We start from the raw sequence: 23,867 nt of genomic DNA on the forward strand, positions 1-23,867 counted from the left end.
CGGCGCGGCGCCCGGCGCCTGCCACGCAACGGAGGAACCCGTGACACCGATTCGATGCCTGACGCTCGCGACCTTGCTGAGCCTGTGCCTGGCGGCCCGGGCCGAACCCGAGATCCAGGTCGGCTTCTCGCCCGAAGGTTCGGCGCGCCAGCTCGTGCTGGAGACCATCGCCGGCGCGAAGGCGCGCATCCAGATCCTGGCCTACGCCTTCCAGGCGCCGGACATCATGCAGGCGCTCGTCGACGCCAGGCAGCGCGGCGTGCAGGTGCAGGTGGTCGTGGACAGGAAGCGCAACCAGAACAAGCCGAGCAAGCAGGCGATGGACTTCGTGACGAGCAAAGGCGTGGAGCTGCGCACCAACGACCATTTCCACATCCACCACGACAAGACGATCATCGTGGACGGCCACACGGTGGAGACGGGTTCGTTCAACTTCGCGCCGTCGGCGGAGACGCTCAACTCGGAGAACGTCGTGGTGATCCGCAACGCGCCGGAGATCGTCCGGCAATACCTGGCCCACTGGCAGTCGCGCTGGGACCTCGGCAAGCCTTACGTCTCCGCGTCCCTTCCCGACAAGGCCGCGGCGGCGCCCCTGCCCTGATCCGGCGCACCGGCCCCGCCCCGGGACCGGCGCGCGCGATCAGTGCGCCTCGTCCAGCAGACGGGACAGGGTGGGCTGCATGGCCTGCGCCCATTGGCGGTAGCCCTTTTCGCTGAGGTGCAGTTGATCCGGCATCACCTCCGGCGAGAGGGATCCGTCCGCATTCGTCAGCGATGCGCCGATGTCGAGGAAGTGGACATCGCGGCCATCCGCGAACGCGCCGATCCGCGCGTTGATCCGCGTGTTGACCGCGCGCATCGCGTCGTCCGGCCGGGCGCCGCGCGGGAAGATCGCCAGCAGCAGGATCTTCGTCGTGGGCAGGCGCAGGCGGATCTCGTCGATCACGCGGCGCACGCCGGCCGCGGTGACGGCCGGATCGTCCTTGCGGTCGCCGGTGTTGTTGGTGCCGATCATCAGCACGGCCACCTTCGGCGCGATGCCGTCGATCTCGCCCTGCTGCAGGCGCCACAGCACGTTCTCGGTCTTGTCGGCGCTGAAGCCCAGGTTGAGCGCGTCATAACGGGCGAATCGCTCCGCCCACACCGGCTGTCCGACGGCCTCCCAGCCCTGCGTGATCGAATCGCCGATGAACACGAGTTGTGGCGACTTGCCCTCCGCCCGCATGGCGCGGATCTCGGCGAGCTTGGCCTCGTGACGCGGTCGCCACCAGGGCACGGTCCAGGCGAGCGTCTGCGCCGCCGGTGTCTCCGCCGCGGACCTGTCCGCGGCTGAAGCCGCAGGCGCCTGCGCGAGCGGCGCGGTGGACGCCGCCATCGACGTGGCGCCGATCGCGACTGCCGTCAGCAGATGGCGGGACTCAATGAGGAACTGGGTGCGATTCATGAGCGGTGAGCTTAGCGCGTGGCCGTGGGGTCGCGGGTCACGTGAATCCCTGAGCGCCCGGGGCGATGAGCAGATCCAGTGGATACTGCTTCCTCGTTCCTCGTCCACGCCCTCCTCGACGCCCTCGATGCTGTTGTCCGCGCTCCGCAAGCTCTTCAGGTTCCTGCTCTTCCTCTTGCTCGTCCTCGCCTTGCTGGCGGCCTGGGGCCTGCTGATCGAGCCACGCTGGGTCGCCCGGCGCGATCTCCCCGTCGTGGTGCCCGGCTGGCGCGGACCGCCTGGGTTGAAGGTCGTGGTCGCCTCGGACTGGCACATCACGCACGAGTTCAAGCATGTCATGACGATCGCACGCGCCAACGCCATCGTCGATGAGATCAACGCCGCCAAGCCGGACGTCGTGCTGCTGCCGGGCGACTTCATCTACGGGCGCGGCGAGGACGGCACCACACCGGAAGACGTCGCGGCCGTGCTCGGTCGGCTGCGCGCCCCGCGCGGCGTCTACGCGGTGCTGGGGAATCACGACTGGTGGACCGACGGCCCGAGGTTCAACCGGGCGTTGACCGCGGCCGGCGTCAGGGTGCTGCTCAACGAGGCGGTGCCGCTGCCCGGCACCGACGTGTGGGTGGTGGGCATCGGCGACCGGACGTCGATGCAGAGCGACCCGATCCGCGCGGCGCACCAGTTGCCCGCCGGCGCCCAGGCGCTCACGCTCATGCATGACCCGGCCAGCGCGCTGGACATGCGGCCTGCGCCGGGCCTGGCCGTGGCCGCGCACACGCACGGGGGTCAGGTCTGGATCCCCTTCCACGGCTCCGCCGTCGCGCCGCACGGCTGGCCCAAGAACAAGACCCACGGCTGGGTGGACGTTCACGGCCGGCCGGTCTACATCACCAGCGGCCTGGGCGTCAGCATCTATCCCGTCCGCATCAACATGCGGCCGGAGTGGGTGATGTTCACCATCGGCGCCCCGGCGCATCCGTCCTGAACCCACGACACCCGCGATGAACCTCGCCGCGCCCACCCTCGCCGCCCTGCTGGCCCTGCTCGCGCTGAGCACCTCCGCCCACGCGGCGTGCGACCGCGGCCCGTGGACGGGCACGGTCGGTGCCGTTCCGATCTCGCTGGTGTTCGGCGATCCGGAGAACGGCGGCCCGCCGGCATCGGCCCGCTACTACTACCGCCGATCGCTGAAGGAGCTCTACCTGCGCGCGGACAAGGCGGATCCGACGACCTGGGAAGAGTCCGACGAAGCGGGCCGCATCACGGGCAGCGTGCAGCTGGCATGCCAGGGCGACCGGCTCACGGGCACCTGGCGCTCGCCCGACCGCCGGCGCGCGCTGCCCGTGTCGGCCCGCCCGGCCCCGGACGTGTACGGGTACCACGCGGCGCATCTGCGCGATCTGAAGGTCGACGAGGAAACCACGCACGACTTCGAGGGCCACGTCTACGACAAGCAGGAGGTCTCGGGCATCCCGTCCGTGTCGACGATCGCACTGTGGGGGGACGAGCCCGGCATCGCTGGCATCAACGCGCAGCTCTGGCAGATGGCGACCGAGGCCATGAGCGAGGCGCTCGACTGCGTCGGCGAGGGGCGCATGCGTCGCGGACTCCAGCATGGCTACGAATTCAGCTGGAACCACTGGCCCGCAGCGTGGAACGCGCGCTACGTCGTCATCATGAGCAGCCACGAACAGTACTGCGGCGGCGCGCATCCGATATCCGGCAGCCACGCCACCGTCTACGACCTGACCAACGGCAAGGAGGTCGACGCGGCCCGGTGGCTGATGCCGGCCTACCGCAAGGACATCGATCTGACGTCCTTGCTGGGTCGCCTCCTGATCGGGCGTTATCTCTCCGTCGAGGACGGCGAGACCGAGTGCCTCGACAAGGTCACTACCGATGGCGCCTTCATGCACCCCACGCGCGAGGGCCTCGTCTTCCAGGTCGCTGCGGGGGCCTATATCTACAGCCCCTGCACGCGCGACGTGACGGTCCCTTGGGACCAGGCCGCCGCGTTCCTGTCGCCGGAGGGCCGCCAGGCCGCGAAGGCCTTCCGTTGAAAGCCAGCGGGGCCTGCCCGCGGTGACCCCGTGATAGCCTCGCGCCCCATGTCCCAAGAGCGCCAAGAGTCACAAGGGCCCCTAGAGCCCCTGGAACCCCTAGAACCCCTAGAGCCCACCGTCGACGACGCCCCCGCGCGGGCCTCGCTGCCCGAGGTCCTGCTGCTCGCCAGCGTCTTCGTCATCGCCGCCTGCGGCCTGGTCTACGAACTCGCCGCCGGCGCGCTCGCGAGCTACCTGCTCGGCGATTCCGTCCTGCAGTTCTCGACCATCATCGGCGCCTACCTCTTCGCGATGGGCGTGGGCTCCTGGCTGTCGCGCTACATCGACCGGCAACTGGTCGCGCACTTCCTGCGGCTGGAGCTGCTGGTCGGCGTCGTCGGCGGCCTGATGCCCGCCGCCCTCTTCACCGCGCACAGCCTGCTGCCGCCGTCGCAGGTCGCCGCCTTCCGCGTGCTGCTGTACGGACTGGTGCTGCTGGTCGGCACGCTGGTCGGCCTGGAGATCCCGCTGGTGATGCGCATCCTCAAGCGCCACTTCCGCCAACGCTACGCGCTCAAGGAACTGGTGTCGCAGGTGCTGACCTTCGACTACCTCGGCGCGCTGCTGGTCGCCGTCGCCTTCCCGCTGCTGCTGGTGCCCAACCTCGGGCTGGTGCGCACCGGCCTGTTCTTCGGGCTGCTGAACGTCGCCGTAGCGGTCTGGGCGCTGTGGCTGTTCCGCGCGGAGCTGCGCGGCTGGCGCTCGCATGCGCTGACCTGCACGGTCTCGATCGGGATCCTCGCCGCGGCGATGGCCGGCGCCGACCGGCTCAGCACCTGGGCCGAGGACCGCTTCTACGGCGAGCAGATCGTGTTCAAGGAAAGCAGCAACTACCAGCGCATCGTCGTCACGCAGGGGGCGGCGGGCACGCGGCTGTTCCTCAACGGCAACCTGCAGTTCCACTCGCGCGACGAGTACCGCTATCACGAGGCCCTCGTGCACCCCGCGATGGCCGCGCAGGGCGCGCCGCGCAAGGTGCTGGTGCTGGGCGGCGGCGACGGCATGGCCGTGCGCGAGATCCTGCGCTACCCGTCCGTCGAGCAGATCACGCTGGTCGAGCTCGACCCGCACATGACGTCGCTGTTCTCGACGATGCCGCTGCTCAAGGGGCTGAACAAGGATTCTCTGCTGAGTCCGAAGCTGCGCATCGTCAACACGGACGCCTTCGGCTGGCTGGAGACGACCGACGAGATCTTCGACGTCATCGTCATCGACTTCCCCGATCCGAGCAATTTCGCGCTCGGCAAGCTGTACACGGCCAGCCTCTACAAGATGGTCGACCAGCACCTGAGCGCGTCCGGCTACGCGGTGATCCAGTCGACCTCGCCGCTGGTGGCGCCGCGCGCGTTCTGGACCGTCGTCAACACGGTGGAGTCGGTCGGTCTCACCGCGACGCCGTACCACGCGCACGTGCCGAGCTTCGGCGAATGGGGCTTCGTGCTGGCGAGCCGGCGCCCGTGGGCTATGCCGAGGAAGCTGCCGGACGGGCTGCGCTTCCTCAGCATCGATGGCATTCCGGCGCTGATGAGCTTCCCGCCGGACATGGCGCGGCCGGAGCACCTCGAAGTGAACCGGCTCTCCAACCAGGTGCTGGTCCACGAGTTCGAGCGCGAGTGGGGCAAGCTGCATTGAAGCGCCGCGACCTGCTGACGCGCACGCTGACGGCCTCACTGGCGACGTCGCTGGTGCCCCTGCTGTCGGCCTGCGGGCGCGAGGCGCGGCCGCTCGCCGACCGGCTGGCGGAGCGACTTGCGGAACTCCCAGGCGGATGGACCGGCGCGAACTGGGAACGCGGCCATCGGCTGCGCGGCGCCCTGCCCGTCTGGTCGGCGGCGACCGGGGCGCCCAAGCGCGCGCAGGTGCTGGTGCTCGGCGCGGGGATCGCGGGACTGGCCTGCGCGCGCCGGCTGCGGCTGCAAGGCGTCGATGTCGCGCTGCTGGATCTGGAGGACCGCCCCGGCGGCAACAGCCGAGGCCATCGCATCGGCGCCGGGCCGGCGCTCGGCGAGGGCCTGCGCTGCCCGCTCGGCGCGCACTACCTGCCGACGCCAGGACCGGAGGCGGTCGAGGTGCGGGCGCTGCTGGAGGACCTCGGCCTCGCACGCCAGGAGCACGGCAAGACCGTCTACGAGGAGCGCTGGCTCTGCCACAGCCCGCAGGAGCGGCTCTGGTGGCAGGACCAGTGGGTCGACGGCCTGCTGCCGCCGGCGGAGTCACCGGACGTGCAGGCGCAGTACCGCCGGTTCGGCGAGCTGGTCGACCAGGCGCGGCACGAGGTCGGCTTCGCGATGCCGAGCACGCATCACGCGTGGACGCCGGCGCATCAGGCGCTCGATGCGAAGACCTTCGCCGCGTGGCTCGACGAGCACCAGCTGACGGCGGCACCGCTGCGCTGGTACCTCGACTACTGCTGCTGCGACGACTACGGCGCCGATGCCGCACAGGTGTCCGCGTGGGCGGGGCTGCACTACTTCGGCAGCCGCCATGGCTTCATGAGCGGCGAGGAACGCGAGGCCGTGCTGACCTGGCCCCAGGGCAACGGCTGGTTGTCGGAACGTCTGGCCGCGCCGCTGGCGGACGCCTTCCATGGTGGCCGCACGGCACTGCGTGTGCGCGAGGAGCGCCACGGCATGCAGGTGCTCGTCTGGAACGACAAGGCACAGGCGGCGGAGCGCTGGGAAGCCGATCAGGTCGTGATGGCGATGCCGCTGTTCATCGCGGCGCGGCTGCCGGAGCAGCCGCCGTCCGCGTTGACGGAGGCCGCCGCCGTCATGCGCTACGCGCCGTGGCTGGTCGCGAACCTGCTGCTCGACGCGCCGCCGCTGGAGCGGCTCGGCGTGCCGATGTCCTGGGACAACGTCGCCTACGGCGGCGAGGCGCTGGGCTACGTCAACGCGAACCAGCAGGACCTCGACCCGAGCCGCGGCCCGATGGTGCTGACCGCCTACCGCTCACTGCGCGAATCGCAGCGCAAGGACCTGCTGCAGGACGACTGGCGCGCCTGGAGCGCCCGCGTGCTCGCTGACATGGCGCCGATGCATCCCGACCTGCCGGAGCGGCTGCAGCGCATCGAGCTCATGCGCTATGGACACGCGATGAGCATCCCGCATCCGGGACTGCGCGGATCGCCGGCACTGGCCGCGCTGCGCGAGCGCGCGCACGGTCGGCTCCACTTCGCGCATGCGGACCTGGCGGGCTATTCGGTGTTCGAAGAAGCGTTCACGCAAGGGGAGACCGTGGCCGCGCGGCTTCTGGGCAGGCGTCGCGGGAGCGCATGAGCGCGATCGCTCGCGCCTGGATTCACGGGAACACCGCGTCGACTCCCCGGTCTCGCATCATGCGGAGCAGCCTGAGTTCCGCACCTGTGGGCTTGCCCAGTCCCTGCGCCCATCGACGAAGACGCCGTGCCGTCGTGTTGAGCATGCGAGCCAACATGTAGACGTTGCACGAGGGCTGCTCCAAGAGCGCCCGGAAGTCCTCCGGCGTCAGCGGCTCCGGGGGCAGCATGCCCGCATGCTCGATCCTCCGGATCGCGTCGTCATCGAACGCGCCGCACGCATGGAGTTCTCGACTCATACGAAGCAGCTCCAGGATCGTTTCATTCTTCCTCTTGCGCATCACAGTTCAACCCCTTCAGCTTTTTATTGAGCACAGCCTCCGACAGACTCGACGCAGGCATCGCATTCAGATCACGCGCCGCCTCCGCGCAGAACAGACGCGTCTCCGGATCGACGTCATCCATCGCGTTCTTGGCGAAACCCTTGATGAAGAACCACGGCCCGCCTCGACGATTCGCGACGAGGGCGCGATACCCGCCTCGCTTGCCAGCCCCGGATCGTGCGATCCGCTTCTTCACGAGTCCACTACCCAGATCTGCGTCTGATCAGTCCCCGTGCCATTTCGGCCACAGCGCGGCACAGGTCGCGCTCGCTCAAGACCTGCTTGCTCATCCATCGGCGAAAGCCTTCCGTCACGTACACGGGTCCAATCACGTCGACCTCCCGCGAAGCTGCGATGACGATCAGTGCGGCGTCTTGCGCTTGGGAAGCTCGTCCTGAAGGTGGCCGTCTGTTGGGGGATCGAATGGACGCTCCGTGGACACGACCCGCTTGATCCGGTCGTTGAGGTGACAGCGGCGAATTCATTCCGTGCACAGAATGTGGCCACCTTCGCCGTTCAAGGAACCTTCCGATGCCGCACGACCTCGATCAGGCCATCCTCCTCGCCCCCGCCGGCGGACACCGCTTCGCCGGCGCGACGAATCCGGCCTACGCCAACATGGTCGGACCGTTCGGCGGCACGACCGGAGCGGCGATGCTCAACGCCGCGCTGCTGCATTCGGAGCGCATCGGCGAGCCGATCGCGCTGACGATCAACTTCTGCAGCCCGCTCGCTGACGGCGCCTTCGAGGTCGAGGCCCGCCCCGCCCGCACGAACCGGTCGACGCAGCATTGGGTGCTCGAGCTCACGCAGAACGGCGAGGTCGCCGCCACCGGCAGCGCCGTCTTCGCGCAGCGTCGCGAGACCTGGTCCGCGAAAGAGGCCGAACTGCCCGCGGACGTCCCGCCCGCCTCAGAACTCCAACCGCTGCCGAAGGTCGGCTTCCTGCCCGCCTGGGTCTCGCGCTACGACATGCGCTTCCTGCCCGGCTTCGAGCCGGGGCCGTTCGACGGCCAGGAGCAGCCGCATTCGATCAGCCGCTACTGGGTCCGCGACGAACCCGCGCGGCCGATGGACTTCCCGTCCCTCGCCGCGATCTGCGACAGCTTCTTCCCGCGCATCTTCGTGCGCCGCCGCAAGCCCGGCGCGATCGGCACCGTGACGCTCACGACCTACTTCCATGCGGACTCGGTCCTGCTCGCGCAGCAGGGCGACCGCCATGTGCTCGCGATGGCCAAGGCGCTCAACTTCCGCAACGGCTACTTCGACCAGACCGCCGAAGTCTGGAGCGACGACGGCCACATGCTGGCCAGCACGCACCAGATGGTCTATTTCAAGGAGTGAGGGGCGGCAGGCCCGCTGCCGCGCACGACGCGAGCTTCAGCGCCGAGTCCGGCGCCGGGATCAACCGCCCGTGACCGGCGGGAAGAACGCCACTTCCGCGCCGTCCTCGACGGGCGTGTCCTCGGGCAGGATCTGCTGGTTCAGCGCGCAACGGATCGCGCGGCCGCGTGCCAGCGCCTCCGCGTGCGCCGCGTCGCTGGCGATCAGCGCATCGCGGATCGAGCCCAGCGTCGCGCCGGCATGGTGCGGGACGCGCTCGTCGGTCCCCAGGGCCTCGCGCAGCGAGGCGAAGTAGCGCACGGTGATCGTCATCTCGGGTCGATTCGTCAGAACAGCGGTCAGAACAGCTCGTTGAACGGAATGAAGCGCAAGACCTGACCCGGCGCCACCGTGCTGCCCGGCGGCAGGTCGATCAGGCCGTCGGCCCACGCCGCCGAACTCATCACGCCGGAACTCTGGTTGCCGAACAGCTGCAGCCCGCCGGCGTCGCTCAGCTTCGCGCGCAGGAACTCGCGCCGCTTGTCGGCCTTCGTCCACGTGAACTCGGCCGGCAGCGGCAAGGCGCGCGGCGTCAGCTGCGTCGCGCCCTGCATGCGCAGCAGCACGGGCCGCACGAACAGCAGGAAAGTCACGAAGCTCGACACCGGATTGCCCGGCAGGCCGATGAACCAGGTGCGGCCACCGGTGCTGGTGACTTCGCCGAAGGCCAGCGGCTTGCCCGGCTTGATCGCGATCTGCCACAGGTCCAGCCGGCCCTCGTGTTCGAGCGCGGGCTTCAGGTGATCCTCCTCGCCGACGGACACGCCGCCCGAGCTGAGGATCAGGTCCGTGTCCTTGGACGCCTCGCGCAGCGCTGCGCGGGTCGCGTCGAGCGTGTCGGGCACGATGCCCAGGTCGCGCACCTCGCAGCCCATCGCCAGCAGCAGCGCGTGCAGCGTCGTGCGGTTGGAGTTGTAGATCTGGCCGGGGCCGAGCGGCTGGCCCGGCAGCACCAGCTCGTCGCCGGTCGAGAACAGCGCGACACGCGGCCGCGCCGCCACCGTCAGCGCCGCCGCGCCGGCCGTCGCGGCCAGGCCCAGCGAGGCCGCGTTCAGGCGCATGCCGGCGTTCAGCACCGGCTCACCGACGCGCAGGTCCTCGCCGCGTCGGCGGATGTGCAGACCAACCGTCAGCGGCCCGTTGATGCGCACCTGACCGAGTGCGCCCGCCACGCCCGTGGCATCGGCGATCGCTTCGCACTGCTCCTGCATCAGCACCGAATCAGCACCGTCCGGCACCGTCGCGCCGGTGAAGATCCGCGCCGCCGTGCCCGGCTGCAGCGGCTGGGGCACCGATCCCGCCGGCACGCGCTGCGACACCGGCAGCACCGCGCCCTCGCCGCCCAGCGCGGCGACATCGGCCGCGCGCATCGCGTAGCCGTCCATCGCGCTGTTGTCGTAGGGCGGCACGTCCAGCGGCGACACCAGGTCCTGCGCCAGCACGCGGCCGCGCGCCAGCGGCGTCGTCACCGATTCGGTCCGGCCCAGCGGCCCGACCTGCGAGAGCAGGCGCTCCAGCGCCTCCTCCATCGGCATCATCGGCGCGCGCGGTGCAGCAGCACCCGGAGCGTTTTTCAGGTCAGACATGGTCGACGATGAACTGCTTGACCTGCTCCACCGAGACCGGCATCACGCTGACGCGCTTCGGGCGCGTCTCGAGGTCAGCCAACGCGGCCGGGCGCGGCGGCACGATGCCCAGCGCTTCCTCGATGGTGACGGCGAACTTGGCCGGGAGCGCCGTTTCCAGCACCAGCATCGTGACGCCCGGCTCGCGCCTGGCGAGCGCGACCTTCAGGCCATCCGCCGTGTGCGTGTCGATCACGACGCCGTACTGCTGATGGCACAGGCGGATCGTCGCGACGCGGTCTTCATGCGTGCTGCGGCCCGAGACGAACCCGTAGCGCTCGCCGATGCGCGCGCGTTCCTCGGCGGTGATCTCGAAGAATCCCTTCGAGGCCAGTTCCTCGCCGAACAGCCGCTTCACGCGGTCGCCGTCGCGGTCCAGCAGGTCGAACACGAAGCGCTCGAAGTTGCTCGCCTTGGAGATGTCCATCGACGGGCTGGAAGTCTCCAGCGTGTGCTCCGCGCCGCGCGGACGGTAGACGCCGGTGCGGAAGAACTCGTCGAGCACGTCGTTCTCGTTGGTCGCCACGACTAGGCGCGCGATGGGCAGGCCCATCATGCGCGCGACGTGACCCGCGCAGACGTTCCCGAAGTTGCCCGACGGCACGGTGAAGCTGACGCGTTCGCTGTCGGACTTCGTCGCCTGGAAGTAGGCCGCGAAGTAGTAGACGACCTGCGCCAGCAGCCGCGCCCAGTTGATCGAGTTGACGGTGCCGATGCGGTGACCGCGCTTGAACTCGAGGTCGTTCGAGACTGCCTTGACGATGTCCTGGCAGTCGTCGAACACGCCCTGCACGGCGATGTTGTGGATGTTGGGATCCTGCAGGCTGAACATCTGCGCCTGCTGGAACGGGCTCATGCGGCCGTGCGGGCTCAGCATGAACACCTGGATGCCGGCCTTGCCGCGCATCGCGTACTCGGCGGCGCTGCCGGTGTCGCCGGAGGTCGCGCCCAGGATGTTCAGCGTCTCGCCGCGGCGCTGGAGCTCGTACTCGAACAGCTGGCCGAGCAGCTGCATCGCCATGTCCTTGAACGCCAGCGTCGGGCCGTTGGACAGGGCCACCAGCGCAAGACCCGGCTCCAGCGGCTTCAGCGGCGTGATCTGCGGCGTGCCGAAGACGGCCTCGGTGTAGGTCCGGTGCGCGATCGCCTTCAGGTCGGCGGCGGGGATGTCGTCGATGTAGAGCGACAGGATCTCGAACGCCAGGTCCGCGTACGAGAGACCGCGCCAGCGCGCCAGCGTGGCGCCGTCGACCTGCGGGTACGACGTCGGCAGGTACAGCCCGCCGTCAGGCGCCAGGCCCTCCAGCAGGATGTCGCAGAAGTGGCGCTCGGTCTTGTCGCCGCGGGTGCTCAGGTACTTCACGCCAGCTCTTCCTTGCGCAGCTTCACGATCGGCGCCAGCACCGTCGTCAGCGCCTGCATCTTCGCCAGCGCTTCGCTCATGCGGCCTTCCTGCGTGTCGTGCGTCAGGATGATCAGGTCAGTCTGGCTCTCGCCTTCGGCCGACTCGCGCTGCAGCACCGCGTCGATGCTGATCTCGTGCTCGGCCAGGATGGTCGTGATGCTCGACAGCACACCCGCCTGGTCCGCCACCCGCAGCCGCAGGTAGAACGCCGTCTGCACCTGCGCCATCGGCAGGATGGGCGTGTCGTTCATCGCGTCCGGCTGGAAGGCCAGGTGCGGCACGCGGTGGTCCGGATCGGCCGTGGCCAGGCGCGTGATGTCGACCAGGTCGGCGATCACCGCCGAGGCCGTCGGTTCCGCGCCCGCGCCCTTGCCGTAGTACAGCGTCGTGCCGACCGCGTCGGCCTGCACCAGCACCGCGTTCATCGCGCCCTCGACGTTGGCGATCAGGCGTCCCGACGGGATCAGCGTCGGATGCACGCGCAGCTCGATGCCGTTCTCTCTTCTGCGCGCGATGCCCAGCAGCTTGATGCGATAGCCGAGCTGCTCGGCGTACTTGATGTCGGTCGCCTGCAGCGCGGTGATGCCCTCGACATGCGCCTGCTCGAACTGCACCGGGATCCCGAACGCGATCGCGCCCATGATCGTGGCCTTGTGCGCGGCGTCCACGCCCTCGATGTCGAAGGTCGGATCGGCCTCGGCGTAACCCAGCCGCTGCGCCTCCTTGAGCACCGTCGCGAAGTCCAGCCCCTTGGAGCGCATCTCCGACAGGATGAAGTTGGTCGTGCCGTTGATGATCCCGGCGATCCACTCGATGCGGTTGGCCGTCAGGCCTTCGCGCAGCGCCTTGATGATGGGGATGCCGCCGGCCACCGCCGCCTCGAAGGCGACCATCACGCCCTTTTCGCGCGCCGCGGCGAAGATCTCGCTGCCGTGCACCGCCAGCAGCGCCTTGTTGGCCGTCACCACGTGCTTGCCGGCCTTGATCGCGTCCAGCACCAGCGTGCGCGCGATGCCGTAGCCGCCGATCAGCTCGACGACGATGTCGATCTCCGGATTGGCGATCACCTCGCGCGCGTCGGACACCACCGTGCAGGCGTCGCCGACGATGCTGCGGGCGCGTTCGACGTCCAGGTCGGCCACCATCGCGATCTCGATGCCGCGGCCGGCGCGTCCGCGGATCTCCGCCTGATTGCGGCGCAGCACCTGGAAGGTGCCGCTGCCGACGGTGCCAATGCCCAGCAGGCCAACTTTGATCGGGTTCATCGTCTTGTCTTTCAGAAGGTCGGGAGGTCAGCGTGCGTGGCGTTTGCGGTATTGCGCCAGGAATCGCTCGATGCGGCCGATGGCTTCACGGAGATCGTCCGTGTTGGGCAGGAACACGAGCCGGAAATGATCGGGGGCCTGCCAGTTGAAGCCCGTCCCCTGGACGATCAGCACCTTCTCTTCGGCCAGCAGTTCGTAGGCGAACTGCTGGTCGTCCTCGATCGGGTAGATCTTGGGGTCGAGGCGGGGGAACATGTACAGCGCGGCCTTGGGCTTGACGACGCTCACGCCGGGGATCTGCGTCAGCAGCTCGTACGCGAGGTCGCGCTGGTGGCAGAGCCGGCCGGTCGGCGCGACCAGGTCCTTGATGCTCTGGTAGCCGCCCAGCGCCGTCTGGATCGCGAGCTGGCCCGGCGTGTTGGCGCACAGACGCAGCGAGGCCAGCATGTTCAGGCCCTCGATGTAGTCGCGGGCATGGCGCTTCTCGCCCGAGACCACCATCCAGCCGGCGCGGTAGCCGCAGCTGCGGTAGTTCTTGGACAGGCCGTTGAAGGTCACGAACAGCACGTCGTCGGCCAGGCTGGCCATGCTGGTGTGGGTGTTGCCGTCGTAGAGCGTCTTGTCGTAGATCTCGTCGGCGAAGACGATCAGCTCGTGGCGCCGAGCGATCTCGATGATGCCCAGCAGCACGTCGTCCGGGTACAGCGCGCCGGTCGGGTTGTTGGGGTTGCAGACCATGATGCCGCGGGTGCGCGGCGTGATCTTGGCCTCGATGTCCTGCAGGTCCGGCAGCCAGCCGGCGCCCTCGTCGCAGAGGTAGTGCACCGGGCGTCCACCCGACAGACCCACGACCGCCGTGTACAGCGGGAAGTCGGGCGACGGGATCAGGATCTCGTCACCGTCGTTGACCAGCGCGTTGATCGCCATCTGGATCAGCTCGGAGGCGCCGTTGCCCAGGTAGACGTCGTCCACCGTGACGCCGCGGACGCCCTTCTCCTGCGTGTAGTGCACCACCGCCTTGCGCGGGGCGAACAGGCCCTTGCTGTCGGTGTAGCCGCCGGCATCGGCCAGGTTGCGGATCATGTCCTGGACGATCTCGTCCGGCGGCGTCAGCCCGAACACCGCCGTGTTGCCGATGTTGAGCTTGATGATCTTCTGGCCCTCTTCCTCCATCTGCCGCGCCTTGTCCAGCACGGGCCCGCGGATGTCGTAACTGACGCTGGAAAGCTTGCTGGACTTGGCGACGGTTCTCAAGATGGCTCCGGGCGAGGTTTCAAGGGTTCCACCGGGGGAACGCACAGGGGAAAATCGGGCCATCGATTTAAACACAGGGTTATCGCGGGTAATCCCACGCCCGCGGGGACACACCCTCCGTCGCTGCCAGAATCACCCTCAATGAAATTTCAACCCGACCAGCCGCTCGGCGGCAACATGATTTCGGCCCACGACCTGAACCACGTCTGGGTCAACGGCGTCGAGCAGGCCCACAGCGTGCTGGTACCGTGGCAAGGCCAGCCGGAGAACTGGGACGTCAGCCGCTTCGAGGACCTCACCGAGGCGCACTTCGAGCGCATCCTGAAACTCAAGCCGGAACTCGTGATCTTCGGCAGCGGCCCGAAACTCCGCTTCGCGAAACCGGCGCTGCATCGCGCGCTGATCCAGGCCCGCATCGGCATGGAGACGATGGACATCGGCGCCGCCTGCCGCACCTACAACGTGCTGGCGAGCGAAGGCCGCGCGGTGCTGGCGGCCCTGCTGATCGAGGCATGATGGCGACCTGAATGCGGGCCTCCGGCGCCCGCGAACCGCGCCGCGCCGGCGCGCCGCCCCCTCTCCCTGGGAGGCTGCTGACTCGTCCATGTCAGAGGGGGCGAGGCACGACCCATTCAACGTATAATCGCTGGCTATGCCCACCCGGGCACATCTCTCTGAAGAACGCCACATGACGCCAGCGCTCAACAAACCCCTCCCGGACATTGAAGCTCTTGCCACGGGAGGCGTGAAGTTCACTCCCAAGGAATTCCTGGGACGGGTCGTGGTGCTGTACTTCTATCCGAAGGACAACACCCCGGGCTGCACGACCGAAGCGATGCAGTTCCGCGATCATCACAAGGAATTCGTCAAGGCCGGCGCCGTCGTGCTGGGAGTCTCCCGCGACAACATGGCCTCGCACGACAAGTTCAAGCAGAACCTGGAACTCCCGTTCGAGCTGATCGCCGACACGGAAGAGAAACTCTGCCACATGTTCGGCGTGGTGAAGAACAAGATCATGTACGGCAAGAAGGTCAAGGGCATCGAGCGCTCGACCTTCCTGATCGACGCCCAGGGCATCCTGCGCGAAGAGTGGCGCGGCCTGAAGGTCGCCGGCCACGTCGAGGAAGTCCTCAAGGCCGTCAAGGCCCTCAAGAAGGAAGCCGCCTGACCTGCCGCGGATCCGCCCCTGATGGGTGTCTGATCCGCGCCTGACGATCTTCTTGCGTCCGTCATGGGCGCAGGCCGGGAGTTGTGCATAATCGGTCGCATGCCCCTGTGCCTGATCGCAGCGAATGACTTCCCGAAGACGAGCCGCACCGGCCCCGGTGCGGCTTTTTGTCTTCTGGGATCCGCCAGCGAGTTCGAGGCCACCGATGCCGCCGACACCTCCGGCATCGCCAGCGCCCGTCAGGCCCGGGGCATGACCCCTGGTCGGCATCGCCCCAGGCTCATCACGCAAGCCCGTCACCCCCGCACATGCCACTGCCCAAGCCTCCGACCAAGCGCGCCAGCCGCCTAGATTCCGACGCCTTCGCGACCGACCTGTCGCCCAGCAAACGCCCTCCCGCGCTCGAGGCCAGACCGTCCGCCCCCTCGCCGCCTCCCGCTCTGAACCCCGCGCCGAACCTGCGTCGCGGGTCGAGGCGCGCGCGGAGCTGCCGACCCCGGCCACCGCACCGACCAGCGCAGGCGTGCAGCCGCAGGCGTCCAACGCCCGCACCCGCACCGAGCCGGTGGAAGCCCGCGGCGGCCAGTCGCCCTCGCTGGCACTGGTTTCGCCCGCCCCGTCGAAGGCCCCGGCGAAGAAATCCGCCCCGGCCCGTTCGAAGTCGCGCAAGCCGGTCGGCGATCCCAAGCTGTTCGTGCTCGACACCAACGTGCTGATGCATGACCCGATGTCGCTGTTCCGCTTCGAGGAGCACGACATCTACCTGCCGATGATCACGCTCGAGGAACTCGACGGCCACAAGAAGGGCATGACCGAGGTCGCCCGCAACGTGCGCCAGGTCAGCCGTGACCTGGACGCGCTGGCCGGCAGCCTCAAGTCGAGCACGATCGAGGAGATGTCCAAGGGCCTGCCGCTGGACCAGACCGGTCACCGCGAGGCCGGCGGCAAGCTGTTCTTCCAGACGACGCTGTTCGAGACCCCGCTGCCGCAGGGCCTGCCGCAGGGCAAGGCCGACAACCAGATCCTGGGCGTCGTCCAGGCGCTGAAGCAGCAGCAGCCCGGCCGCGAGGTGGTGCTGGTGTCCAAGGACATCAACATGCGCATCAAGGCCCGCGCGCTGGGCCTGCCGGCGGAGGACTACCGCAACGACAAGACGCTGGAAGACTCCGACCTGCTCTACACCGGCGTGCAGGCGCTGCCGGCGGACTTCTGGGAGCGCCACGGCAAGACGATGGAGAGCTGGCAGCAAGGCGGCACCACCTTCTACCGGATCAGCGGCCCGCTGGTGCCGACGCTGCTGGTGAACCAGCTGATCTACCTGGAGGCGCCGGGCGCCGCGCCGCTCTACGCCAAGGTCCAGGAGATCACCGGCAAGACCGCCGTGCTGCGCACGCTGAAGGACTTCGGCCATCAGAAGCACTCGGTCTGGGGCGTCACCGCGCGCAACCGCGAACAGAACTTCGCGCTGAACCTGCTGATGGATCCGGACTGCGACTTCGTGACGCTGACCGGCTCGGCCGGCACCGGCAAGACGCTGATGACGCTGGCCGCCGGCCTGTCGCAGGTGCTCGACGACCGCCGCTACACCGAGATCATCGTCACCCGCGTGACGGTCCCGGTCGGCGAGGACATCGGCTTCCTGCCCGGCACGGAAGAGGAAAAGATGGGCCCGTGGATGGGTGCGCTCGACGACAACCTGGAAGTGCTGGGACGCGGCGAGAGCGGCGCCGGCGAATGGGGTCGCGCGGCCACCAACGACCTGGTGCGCAGCAAGATCAAGATCAAGAGCCTGAACTTCATGCGCGGGCGCACCTTCCTGAACAAGTACGTGATCATCGACGAGGCGCAGAACCTGACGCCCAAGCAGATGAAGACGCTGATCACGCGCGCGGGTCCGGGCACGAAGATCGTCTGCCTGGGCAACCTGGCGCAGATCGACACGCCCTACCTCACCGAAGGCAGCTCGGGCCTGACTTTCGCGGTCGACAAGTTCAAGGGCTGGGCCCACAGCGGCCACGTCACGCTGGCGCGCGGCGAGCGCTCGCGACTCGCGGACTTCGCGTCCGAGGTGCTCTGACCCCGCGCTGAGCGCCGGGCCTCACGGCCCTCCTGCTCCTTCAAAGCCACCCCTCGGGGTGGCTTTTCATTCCGGCCGTCGCTCCCGCGGCCGGGTGATGGCCCCTACTCTTCGGGGGTCAGCTTCGACTGCACGGTTTCCTCGGCGGCGCCCTCGTCGCGGCGCAGCTGGTAGAAGATGAACGCCGCCAGCGCGGCCATCGCGCCCAGCGCCAGGTAGGTGCCGTGGAAGGCGGGCACGATCGCGGCGCCCTCGGTGCGCGGTAGCCCGTGCGAGAACAGCAGCAGGAAGGCGCTGGACGTCGCCACGCCCAGGCTCATCGACAGCTGCATCACCACCGCCAGCAGGCTGTTGCCGGGGCTGGCGGTGCGCTCGTCGAGATCGCCCAGCGTCAGCGTGTTCATCGCGGTGAACTGCATGCTGTTGACCATGCCGAACAGGCCGAGGTGGATCGCCAGCCACACGTGCCCGACGCCGCGCGGGATCAGCGCGAAGCTCGCGATCAGCAGCCCCAGCAGCAGCGTGTTGACGATCAGCACGCGGCGGTAGCCGGCGCGCCTGATCAGGCGGATCGCCAGCGTCTTGGTGAACATCGCGCCCAGCACCGACGGGATCATCGACAACCCCGCCTCGCTCGGCGAGAAGCCCAGCCCCACCTGCAGGAAGAGTGGTGTCAGGAACGGCGTCGCGCCGCTGCCCAGACGCGCGAACACGTTGCCCAGCAGCCCGATGCGGAAGGTCGGCACGGCGAAGAGCGCGGGCGTGAAGAGCGGCTCGTCCGTGCGGGTCGCGTGCAGCCAGTAGGCCATCATGCAGGCCACGCCGGCGATCAGCATCACGAAGCAGACGGCGACGCTGACCATGTGCTCGCCGAAGCCCTGCAGCGCCAGCGACATCAGCATCAGCCCGACGCTGAACAGCCCATAGCCGCCCCAGTCGAAGCGCTTGCCGATGGGTCCCTTGATCTCCGGCATGAAGCGTCGGCAGGCGAAGGCGCCGGCCAGGCCCACCGGCAGGTTGATCAGGAAGATCCAGTGCCAGCTGACGAACTCCACCAGCACGCCGCCCAGCGTCGGCCCGAGCAGCGGCCCGACCAGCCCCGGCAGGCTGATGAAGGTCATCACCGCGAGGAACTCGGCCTTCGGGAAGGCGCGCAGCACGACCAGCCGCCCGACCGGCACCAGCAGCGCACCACCGACGCCCTGCACCACCCGCGACGCGACCAGCACGTGCAGGCTGGGCGACACCGCGCAGGCCAGCGAGCCCAGGCTGAACAGTCCGATCGCCCACAGGAAGACGGTCCTCGTGCCGAAGCGGTCCGCCAGCCAGCCCGACGCGGGGATCAGCAAAGCCACCGTCAACAGGTAGGCGACGACGGCGGACTGCATCCGCAGCGGGTCCTCGCCGAGGTCGCGGGCCATGCCGGGCAGCGCGGTGTTGAGGATGGTCGTGTCCAGCGTCTGCATGAAGAACGCCAGCGCGACGACCCAGGGCAGCCAGCGGCGCGTGGCATCGTCGAGGACCGGGCGGCCGAGCACGTCGAGCGGCGTCGTCGAGGAGGAAGGCATGGGCGGCATCCGGCAAGTATCGGACCCCGGCGGCGTAGGATGTGCGCCTGTCGCGGCACGCGGTGGCGCCCCGCCATCGATCCGCCCGACGCCCAGGACCCATGCGCTTCTACGTTTCCGATCTCGACGGCACCCTGCTCGATCCGCAGGCCCGACTCTCCGACGCCACCCGCGCCGGCCTCACCGAGCTGCTGGCCGAGGGCCTGGCCTTCACCGTCGCCAGCGCGCGGCATGTGGTGTCGATCGCCCGCATCCTCGAAGGCCTGCCCATCTCGCTGCCGGTGGTGTCCTCCAACGGCGCCTACATCAGCGACCTGCGCACTGGCCGGCACGAGCTGGTCAACGCGATGGATCCGGCGCTCGGCCAGTCGATCTTCGCGCTGGTGCGGCGTCACGGGCTGATGCCCTTCATCGCGACGCACGGCGCCAAGGGCGACCAGCTCTTCTGGCAGGAAGTGCAGAACGAAGGCCAGCAGCGCTTCGTCACCGAGCGCCAGCGCAACGCCGATCCGCGGCTGCGCCACGTCGACCGCCTGCAGGACCAGCTGGACGATCCGCTGGTCACGCTGCTGGTGGTCGGCCGCGCCGAGCCGCTGGAAGCGCTGCAGGCCGAGATCCTGGCGACCTGCGGCGACCTCGTCACCACGCACCTGGCCGAGGACCTCTACATGCCGGGCTGGCCCTGGCTGAACGTGCACGACCGCCGGGCCAGCAAGGACCAGGCGATCGCGACGCTGGCGCAACGCTACGCCTTGCACGAGCGCGAGCTCGTCGTCTTCGGCGACCAGGTCAACGACCTGACGATGCTGAAGTCCGCGCATCACGCCATCGCGATGGCCAACGCCAGCGACGATGTGAAGCAGGCCGCGCACCGCATCATCGGCTTCCACCATGAGGACGCCGTGGTGCAGTTCATCCGCGACGACTGGCGGGCGACCTACTTGCGCAAGTAGTCGTAGAACGCGTTGGCGTTGGAGTCGCGGCCGAGGAAGCCGCGCACCAGTTCCGGCGCCGGCTTCTCCGCGCCGCGCGAGAGCACCGCGTCGCGATAACGACGGCCCACCGCGGCGTCCAGCTTGTCCGCCGCGAACGGCGTGCGCAAGTCCATGGCGACGACCAGGCTCCACAGGTAGCCGTAGTAGCCCGCGCCGTAGCTGCCGGCGATGTGCGCGAAGCGCGACGGGAACATCGTGCCCTGCACGTGGCCCAGCGGTGTATCGCCCTCCATCTTCGCCCACAGCGCCAGCGGATCCTGGATCGTCGCGCCGTGCAGCGCGAGGTCATAACTCGCGTACAGGTGCTGGCGGCCGAACTTCGTGCCCTTGGCGAAGTCGCGCGCCTCTCGGGCCTTGCCGACGAGCGCGTCCGGCACCGGCTTGCAGGACGGGCAGACCTCGGCCATCAGCTGGAGCACCTTCGGGTCGTAGACCCAGTCCTCGAGCATCTGCGACGGCGCCTCGACGAAGTCGTGCATCACCGCCCACTGTCCCAGCGACACGTCGCGTGTGGTGGCCAGGTTGTTGTGGACCGCATGGCCGAGCTCGTGCAGCAGCGTCTCCAGCTCGTCCAGCGACAGCCCGCCGCGATCGAGGTTGACGACCAGGGCCGCCGCCGGATGGCGGCCGAGGCGCGTGCTGCTCGATCGCAGCGGCCAGACCGCCGCGTGGTTGTACTTGCCGTCGCGCGGGAACGGATCGACGTAGAGCGTACCCAGCGCCTTGCCCGTGGCCGTGTCGCTGACCACGTAGGCCTTGACGTCGGGGTGCCAGAGGCCAGGCAGCGACACCGGCGTGTGCGTCACGCCGAGCAGGCGGTCGACGACGCGCAGCGTGAAGGCCAGGCTCTCCGCGGGTGGGAAGTACGGCCGGAAGGCCTCCTGGTCGACGGTGAAACGCTGCTTGCGGATGCGCTCCGCGTAGTAGACGCCGTCCCATTGCGTGACGGTGGTGGCCTCGACCGCGGCGCCCAGGTGCGCCGCCTTCGCGCGGCGGAGTTCCTCCAGGTCGGCACGCTCGCCCTGCTGGACGGTGCCCTTGACCTCGGCGAGGAAACGCGTCGCCGTCGCGGCGTCCTTGGCCATCTGGCGGCGCAGGTTGAAGTCGACGTAGTTGTCGTAACCGAACAGGCCGGCGTATTCCTTGCGCAGCGTGATGACCTCGGTGAGCAGCTGGAGGTTGCCCTCGCCGCCCTCGTTGGTCTTGGCGCGCCAGATGCGCTCGCGCGCGGCGCCGCTCTCGGCGGTCTGCATCAGCGCGGTGTAGGTCGGGTTGTCGACGCCGAGCAGATACCTCCCCTGGTCGTCGCGCGGCTTGTCCTTCCAGACGCCGTCGGGCACGCCGCGCAGTTCCTCGGCGGTGAACGCGACGCGGATGTTGGCATCGCGGATCGCCTTCGAGAACTGCTGGTCGAGCGCGGACAGCCGGTCCAGGATCTGCTTGGCGCGCGCCCGCTTGTCCTTGGACAGGCCGACGCCGCTGTCTTCGAACAGGCCCAAAGCGTTGCGCTTGAGCTCGCGGTCGATCGCGTTGGCGGCGGGCGCGGTCTTCAGGCCGCGATAGATCTTCTCGTTCTGCGTCAGCGCGGTCTGGAAATCGGTCCAGCGCAGCGCGCAGGCCTGGGCGGCGTCGCGCACGGACTTGTCGGCATGCACGTTCTGGACGAAGTCGATCGGGAATCTCGCATCCTCGTGATGGGCGATCACCAGGTCGTAGGCGGCCAGCCAGCCCTTGTCGACCTTGCGCCCGGCCAACTGGGCGACCTCGCGGTTCAGCGCCTTCAGGCCGGCATCGCAGGCCCGATCCACCGCCTTGCCGTCGGCGAAGCTGGGGAACGCCGGCGTGGGCAGCGCGGGTGAGCCCACCTCAAGTTCAGCGAACGCCGGCGCGGTCAACAGCGCGCAGGCGGCCAGGATCAACGCGGTCCTCTGCATCATCAGGATGTCCCCTTCATCAAATCAAAGATCTGTTGCAACGCGGCCGGATCGTCGAGCGTGATCAGGTCGCCGGGATCGCGATGTTCGCAGACGGCCTGGATGGCGCGCCGGAGCAATTTCCCGGACCGCGTCTTCGGCAGCAGCGCCACGAAGCGCACCCGCGACGGCCGCGCCACCGCGCCGAGGCGCTGGTCGACGCGCCTGAGGATCTCGCCCTCGAGCGCCAGCGCCTCCTGAGGCTCGGCGGCGCGCGCCGGATCCTTCAGCACCGCGAAGGCCATCGCGACCTGACCCTTCAACTGATCCGCGACGCCGACCACGGCCACCTCCGCCACGGCCGGATGACCGGCGATGCACTCCTCGATCTCGCGCGTGCCCAGCCGGTGACCGGCGACGTTGATGACGTCGTCGCTGCGGCCGAGGATGAAGTAGTAGCCGTCCTCGTCGCGCAGGGCCCAGTCGAAGGTCGAGTACACCTGCCGGCCCGGCACGCTGTCCCAGTAGGTGCGCACGAAGCGCTCGTCGTCGCGCCACACGGTCTGCATGCAGCCCGGCGGCAGCGGATAGGCGATCGTGAGCAGGCCCTTCTGGTTCGGCGCCTCCAGCACCTCGCCCGTGCGTTCGTCGAGGAGCTGGACGCGATAGCCGAACATCGCCACGCCCGGCGAGCCGAACTTCGCCTCAGCCGGTTCTGCCGGATCGACGCCGCGCGCCAGCGTCAGGATCGGCCAGCCGGTCTCGGTCTGCCAGTAGTTGTCGACGATGGGTTTGCCGATGGCGTCGGCGATCCAGCGCGCGGTCGGCTCATCGAGCGGCTCGCCAGCCAGGAACAGCGCGCGCAGCGACGACAGGTCGTGCCGCGTCAGGCAGGCGGGGTCCTGCTTCTTCAGCACCCGCACCGCGGTCGGCGCGCTGAACATCACCGCGACACGGTGCCGCTCGACGAGCTGCCACCAGATCGCCGCATCCGGGCTCACCGGCGTGCCTTCGTACATCAGCGTGGCCATGCCCGCGATCAGCGGGCCGTAGACGATGTAGCTGTGGCCGACGACCCAGCCGATGTCGCTGGTGGAGAAGAAGGTCTCGCCCGGATGACCGTCGTAGATGTGCTTCATGCTCGCGGCCAGCGCGACCGCGTAGCCGCCGACGTCCCGCTGCACGCCCTTGGGCCGGCCCGTCGTGCCGCTGGTGTAGAGCGTGTAGCTGATGGCGTCGGACGGCAGCCACTCACAGGGCACGCGGGTGCCGAGCAGACGCCCGCGTTGCGCGGCGTAGTCCAGGTCGCGGCCTTCCACACACTCGAACGCGCTGAGCCCGCGGTCGACCATCAGCACCTTTGCCGGATTGTGCGCGGCCAGGCGGATCGCCTCGTCGAGCAGCGGCTTGTACGGCACGACCCTGCCGTTGCGGCTGCCGGCATCGGCGCTGACGATCAGCACGGGCTCGGCGTCGTCGATGCGGTCGGCCAGCGCATGGCTGGCGAAGCCGCCGAACACCACCGAGTGGATCGCGCCGATCCGCGCGCAGGCCAGCATCGCGAAGGTCGCCTCGGGAATCATCGGCAGGTAGATCAGCACGCGATCACCGACGCCGACGCCCTGCTCGCGCAGCATCGCCGCCATGGCCTCGACCTCCTCCTTCAGCGCCGCAAAGCTGAACACGCGCTCCTGGCCGACTTCGCTCGACACCCAGATCAGCGCCGCCTCGTCCGGCCGCGTGGCGGCGTGACGGTCGACCGCGTTGTGGCACAGGTTCGTGCGCCCACCGCCGAACCAGCGCGCGAACGGCGGCCGGCTCGTGTCGCAGACCTGATCGAACGGCTGCGACCAGTCGACCAGCCCTGCTTGTTCGGTCCAGAAGCCTTCCGGGTCGTCGATCGAACGCCGGTACATCGCCGCATAGCTGTCGGTCATCAGGGTCTCCTTGGATCTTGGGATTGAATGCGCGAATTCCGCACGGATCCTCGCATCGGGTGCGGTTCTGA

At 68.9% G+C, this 23,867-nt stretch carries 20 protein-coding genes and 1 pseudogene; 10 read left to right on the plus strand and 11 right to left on the minus strand.

All coding sequences use genetic code 11. From position 1 onward, the window contains the following. The first annotated feature begins 40 nt into the window (after nucleotides 1-40). Complete coding sequence (locus ACQ86G_RS26445) at nucleotides 41-601, plus strand: phospholipase D family protein (protein ID WP_431258061.1); 561 nt, start codon at nucleotides 41-43, stop codon at nucleotides 599-601. A 39-nt stretch (nucleotides 602-640) separates the two neighbouring features. Here the strand turns inward: ACQ86G_RS26445 and ACQ86G_RS26450 are convergent, their stop codons facing one another. Beyond that, entirely contained in the window at nucleotides 641-1,444 is an 804-nt protein-coding gene (locus ACQ86G_RS26450; RefSeq protein ID WP_431258062.1) for a platelet-activating factor acetylhydrolase IB subunit, read from the minus strand. A gap of 127 nt (nucleotides 1,445-1,571) precedes the next feature. On the opposite strand from ACQ86G_RS26450, the gene ACQ86G_RS26455 reads away from it, so the two are divergent. From ACQ86G_RS26455 to ACQ86G_RS26470, 4 genes are read left to right on the plus strand one after another with little or no spacing between them, the layout of a single operon-like run. Further along, nucleotides 1,572-2,429 (plus strand): metallophosphoesterase, encoded by an 858-nt coding sequence (locus ACQ86G_RS26455; protein WP_431258063.1) that lies wholly within the window; start codon nucleotides 1,572-1,574, stop codon nucleotides 2,427-2,429. Between the two features lie 16 nt (nucleotides 2,430-2,445). Then, nucleotides 2,446-3,504: a hypothetical protein gene (locus tag ACQ86G_RS26460; RefSeq protein ID WP_431258064.1), complete on the plus strand. Its 1,059-nt coding sequence runs from the start codon at nucleotides 2,446-2,448 to the stop codon at nucleotides 3,502-3,504. 48 nt (nucleotides 3,505-3,552) lie between these two features. After that, nucleotides 3,553-5,178, plus strand: a complete 1,626-nt coding sequence (locus tag ACQ86G_RS26465) for a polyamine aminopropyltransferase (protein WP_431258065.1) — start codon at nucleotides 3,553-3,555, stop codon at nucleotides 5,176-5,178. Further along, the gene (locus ACQ86G_RS26470; protein WP_431258066.1) at nucleotides 5,160-6,824 is read left to right on the plus strand and encodes a flavin monoamine oxidase family protein; all 1,665 of its coding nucleotides are present in this window, start codon (nucleotides 5,160-5,162) and stop codon (nucleotides 6,822-6,824) included. The genes ACQ86G_RS26465 and ACQ86G_RS26470 overlap by 19 nt, the downstream gene beginning before the upstream one ends. Nucleotides 6,825-6,846: 22 nt before the next feature. Here the strand turns inward: ACQ86G_RS26470 and ACQ86G_RS26475 are convergent, their stop codons facing one another. Both ACQ86G_RS26475 and ACQ86G_RS26480 read right to left on the minus strand, forming a co-directional pair. Further along, a complete protein-coding gene (locus ACQ86G_RS26475) occupies nucleotides 6,847-7,164 on the minus strand; it encodes a helix-turn-helix domain-containing protein (protein ID WP_431258067.1) in 318 nt (105 codons plus the stop codon). Next, a complete protein-coding gene (locus tag ACQ86G_RS26480; protein ID WP_431261504.1) occupies nucleotides 7,145-7,417 on the minus strand; it encodes a type II toxin-antitoxin system RelE/ParE family toxin in 273 nt (90 codons plus the stop codon). The genes ACQ86G_RS26475 and ACQ86G_RS26480 overlap by 20 nt, the downstream gene beginning before the upstream one ends. 320 nt (nucleotides 7,418-7,737) lie before the next feature. Between ACQ86G_RS26480 and ACQ86G_RS26485 the strand changes: the two genes are divergently transcribed. Continuing rightward, nucleotides 7,738-8,550, plus strand: a complete 813-nt coding sequence (locus ACQ86G_RS26485) for an acyl-CoA thioesterase (RefSeq protein ID WP_431258068.1) — start codon at nucleotides 7,738-7,740, stop codon at nucleotides 8,548-8,550. Between the two features lie 60 nt (nucleotides 8,551-8,610). On the opposite strand, the gene ACQ86G_RS26490 is transcribed toward ACQ86G_RS26485, so the two are convergent. From ACQ86G_RS26490 to ACQ86G_RS26510, 5 genes are read right to left on the minus strand one after another with little or no spacing between them, the layout of a single operon-like run. Continuing rightward, complete coding sequence (locus ACQ86G_RS26490) at nucleotides 8,611-8,862, minus strand: MoaD/ThiS family protein (protein ID WP_431258069.1); 252 nt, start codon at nucleotides 8,860-8,862, stop codon at nucleotides 8,611-8,613. Between the two features lie 26 nt (nucleotides 8,863-8,888). Beyond that, complete coding sequence (locus ACQ86G_RS26495; protein ID WP_431258070.1) at nucleotides 8,889-10,175, minus strand: molybdopterin molybdotransferase MoeA; 1,287 nt, start codon at nucleotides 10,173-10,175, stop codon at nucleotides 8,889-8,891. Further along, the gene (thrC, locus tag ACQ86G_RS26500; RefSeq protein ID WP_431258071.1) at nucleotides 10,168-11,577 is read right to left on the minus strand and encodes a threonine synthase; all 1,410 of its coding nucleotides are present in this window, start codon (nucleotides 11,575-11,577) and stop codon (nucleotides 10,168-10,170) included. The genes ACQ86G_RS26495 and thrC overlap by 8 nt, the downstream gene beginning before the upstream one ends. Then, the gene (locus tag ACQ86G_RS26505; protein WP_431258072.1) at nucleotides 11,574-12,884 is read right to left on the minus strand and encodes a homoserine dehydrogenase; all 1,311 of its coding nucleotides are present in this window, start codon (nucleotides 12,882-12,884) and stop codon (nucleotides 11,574-11,576) included. Before ACQ86G_RS26505 ends, thrC begins: the two co-directional genes overlap by 4 nt. Before the next feature lie 27 nt (nucleotides 12,885-12,911). Further along, on the minus strand, nucleotides 12,912-14,138 hold the full coding sequence (locus ACQ86G_RS26510; RefSeq protein ID WP_431258073.1) for a pyridoxal phosphate-dependent aminotransferase: 1,227 nt from the start codon (nucleotides 14,136-14,138) through the stop codon (nucleotides 12,912-12,914). 141 nt (nucleotides 14,139-14,279) lie between these two features. Here ACQ86G_RS26510 and ACQ86G_RS26515 point away from each other — a divergent pair, with 141 nt between their 5' ends. From ACQ86G_RS26515 to ACQ86G_RS26525, 3 genes and pseudogenes are all read left to right on the plus strand, one after another. Beyond that, complete coding sequence (locus ACQ86G_RS26515) at nucleotides 14,280-14,654, plus strand: Mth938-like domain-containing protein (RefSeq protein ID WP_067270240.1); 375 nt, start codon at nucleotides 14,280-14,282, stop codon at nucleotides 14,652-14,654. 172 nt (nucleotides 14,655-14,826) lie between these two features. After that, entirely contained in the window at nucleotides 14,827-15,306 is a 480-nt protein-coding gene (locus tag ACQ86G_RS26520; RefSeq protein WP_067270239.1) for a peroxiredoxin, read from the plus strand. A 308-nt stretch (nucleotides 15,307-15,614) separates the two neighbouring features. Further along, nucleotides 15,615-17,383, plus strand: a pseudogene (locus tag ACQ86G_RS26525) (PhoH family protein). A gap of 104 nt (nucleotides 17,384-17,487) precedes the next feature. Here the strand turns inward: ACQ86G_RS26525 and mdtD are convergent. Beyond that, nucleotides 17,488-18,951, minus strand: a complete 1,464-nt coding sequence (mdtD, locus tag ACQ86G_RS26530) for a multidrug transporter subunit MdtD (protein WP_431258074.1) — start codon at nucleotides 18,949-18,951, stop codon at nucleotides 17,488-17,490. 101 nt (nucleotides 18,952-19,052) lie between these two features. Here mdtD and ACQ86G_RS26535 point away from each other — a divergent pair, with 101 nt between their 5' ends. Continuing rightward, the gene (locus ACQ86G_RS26535; RefSeq protein ID WP_431258075.1) at nucleotides 19,053-19,904 is read left to right on the plus strand and encodes an HAD family hydrolase; all 852 of its coding nucleotides are present in this window, start codon (nucleotides 19,053-19,055) and stop codon (nucleotides 19,902-19,904) included. On the opposite strand, the gene ACQ86G_RS26540 is transcribed toward ACQ86G_RS26535, so the two are convergent. Further along, complete coding sequence (locus ACQ86G_RS26540) at nucleotides 19,889-21,883, minus strand: M3 family metallopeptidase (protein ID WP_431258076.1); 1,995 nt, start codon at nucleotides 21,881-21,883, stop codon at nucleotides 19,889-19,891. The genes ACQ86G_RS26535 and ACQ86G_RS26540 overlap by 16 nt on opposite strands. Beyond that, nucleotides 21,883-23,796, minus strand: a complete 1,914-nt coding sequence (locus ACQ86G_RS26545; protein ID WP_431258077.1) for a propionate--CoA ligase — start codon at nucleotides 23,794-23,796, stop codon at nucleotides 21,883-21,885. Before ACQ86G_RS26545 ends, ACQ86G_RS26540 begins: the two co-directional genes overlap by 1 nt. Nucleotides 23,797-23,867 lie beyond the last annotated feature (71 nt).

It is taken from the genome of Roseateles chitinivorans (assembly GCF_050632145.1).
Classification (GTDB): Bacteria; Pseudomonadota; Gammaproteobacteria; order Burkholderiales; family Burkholderiaceae_C; genus Roseateles; species Roseateles chitinivorans_B.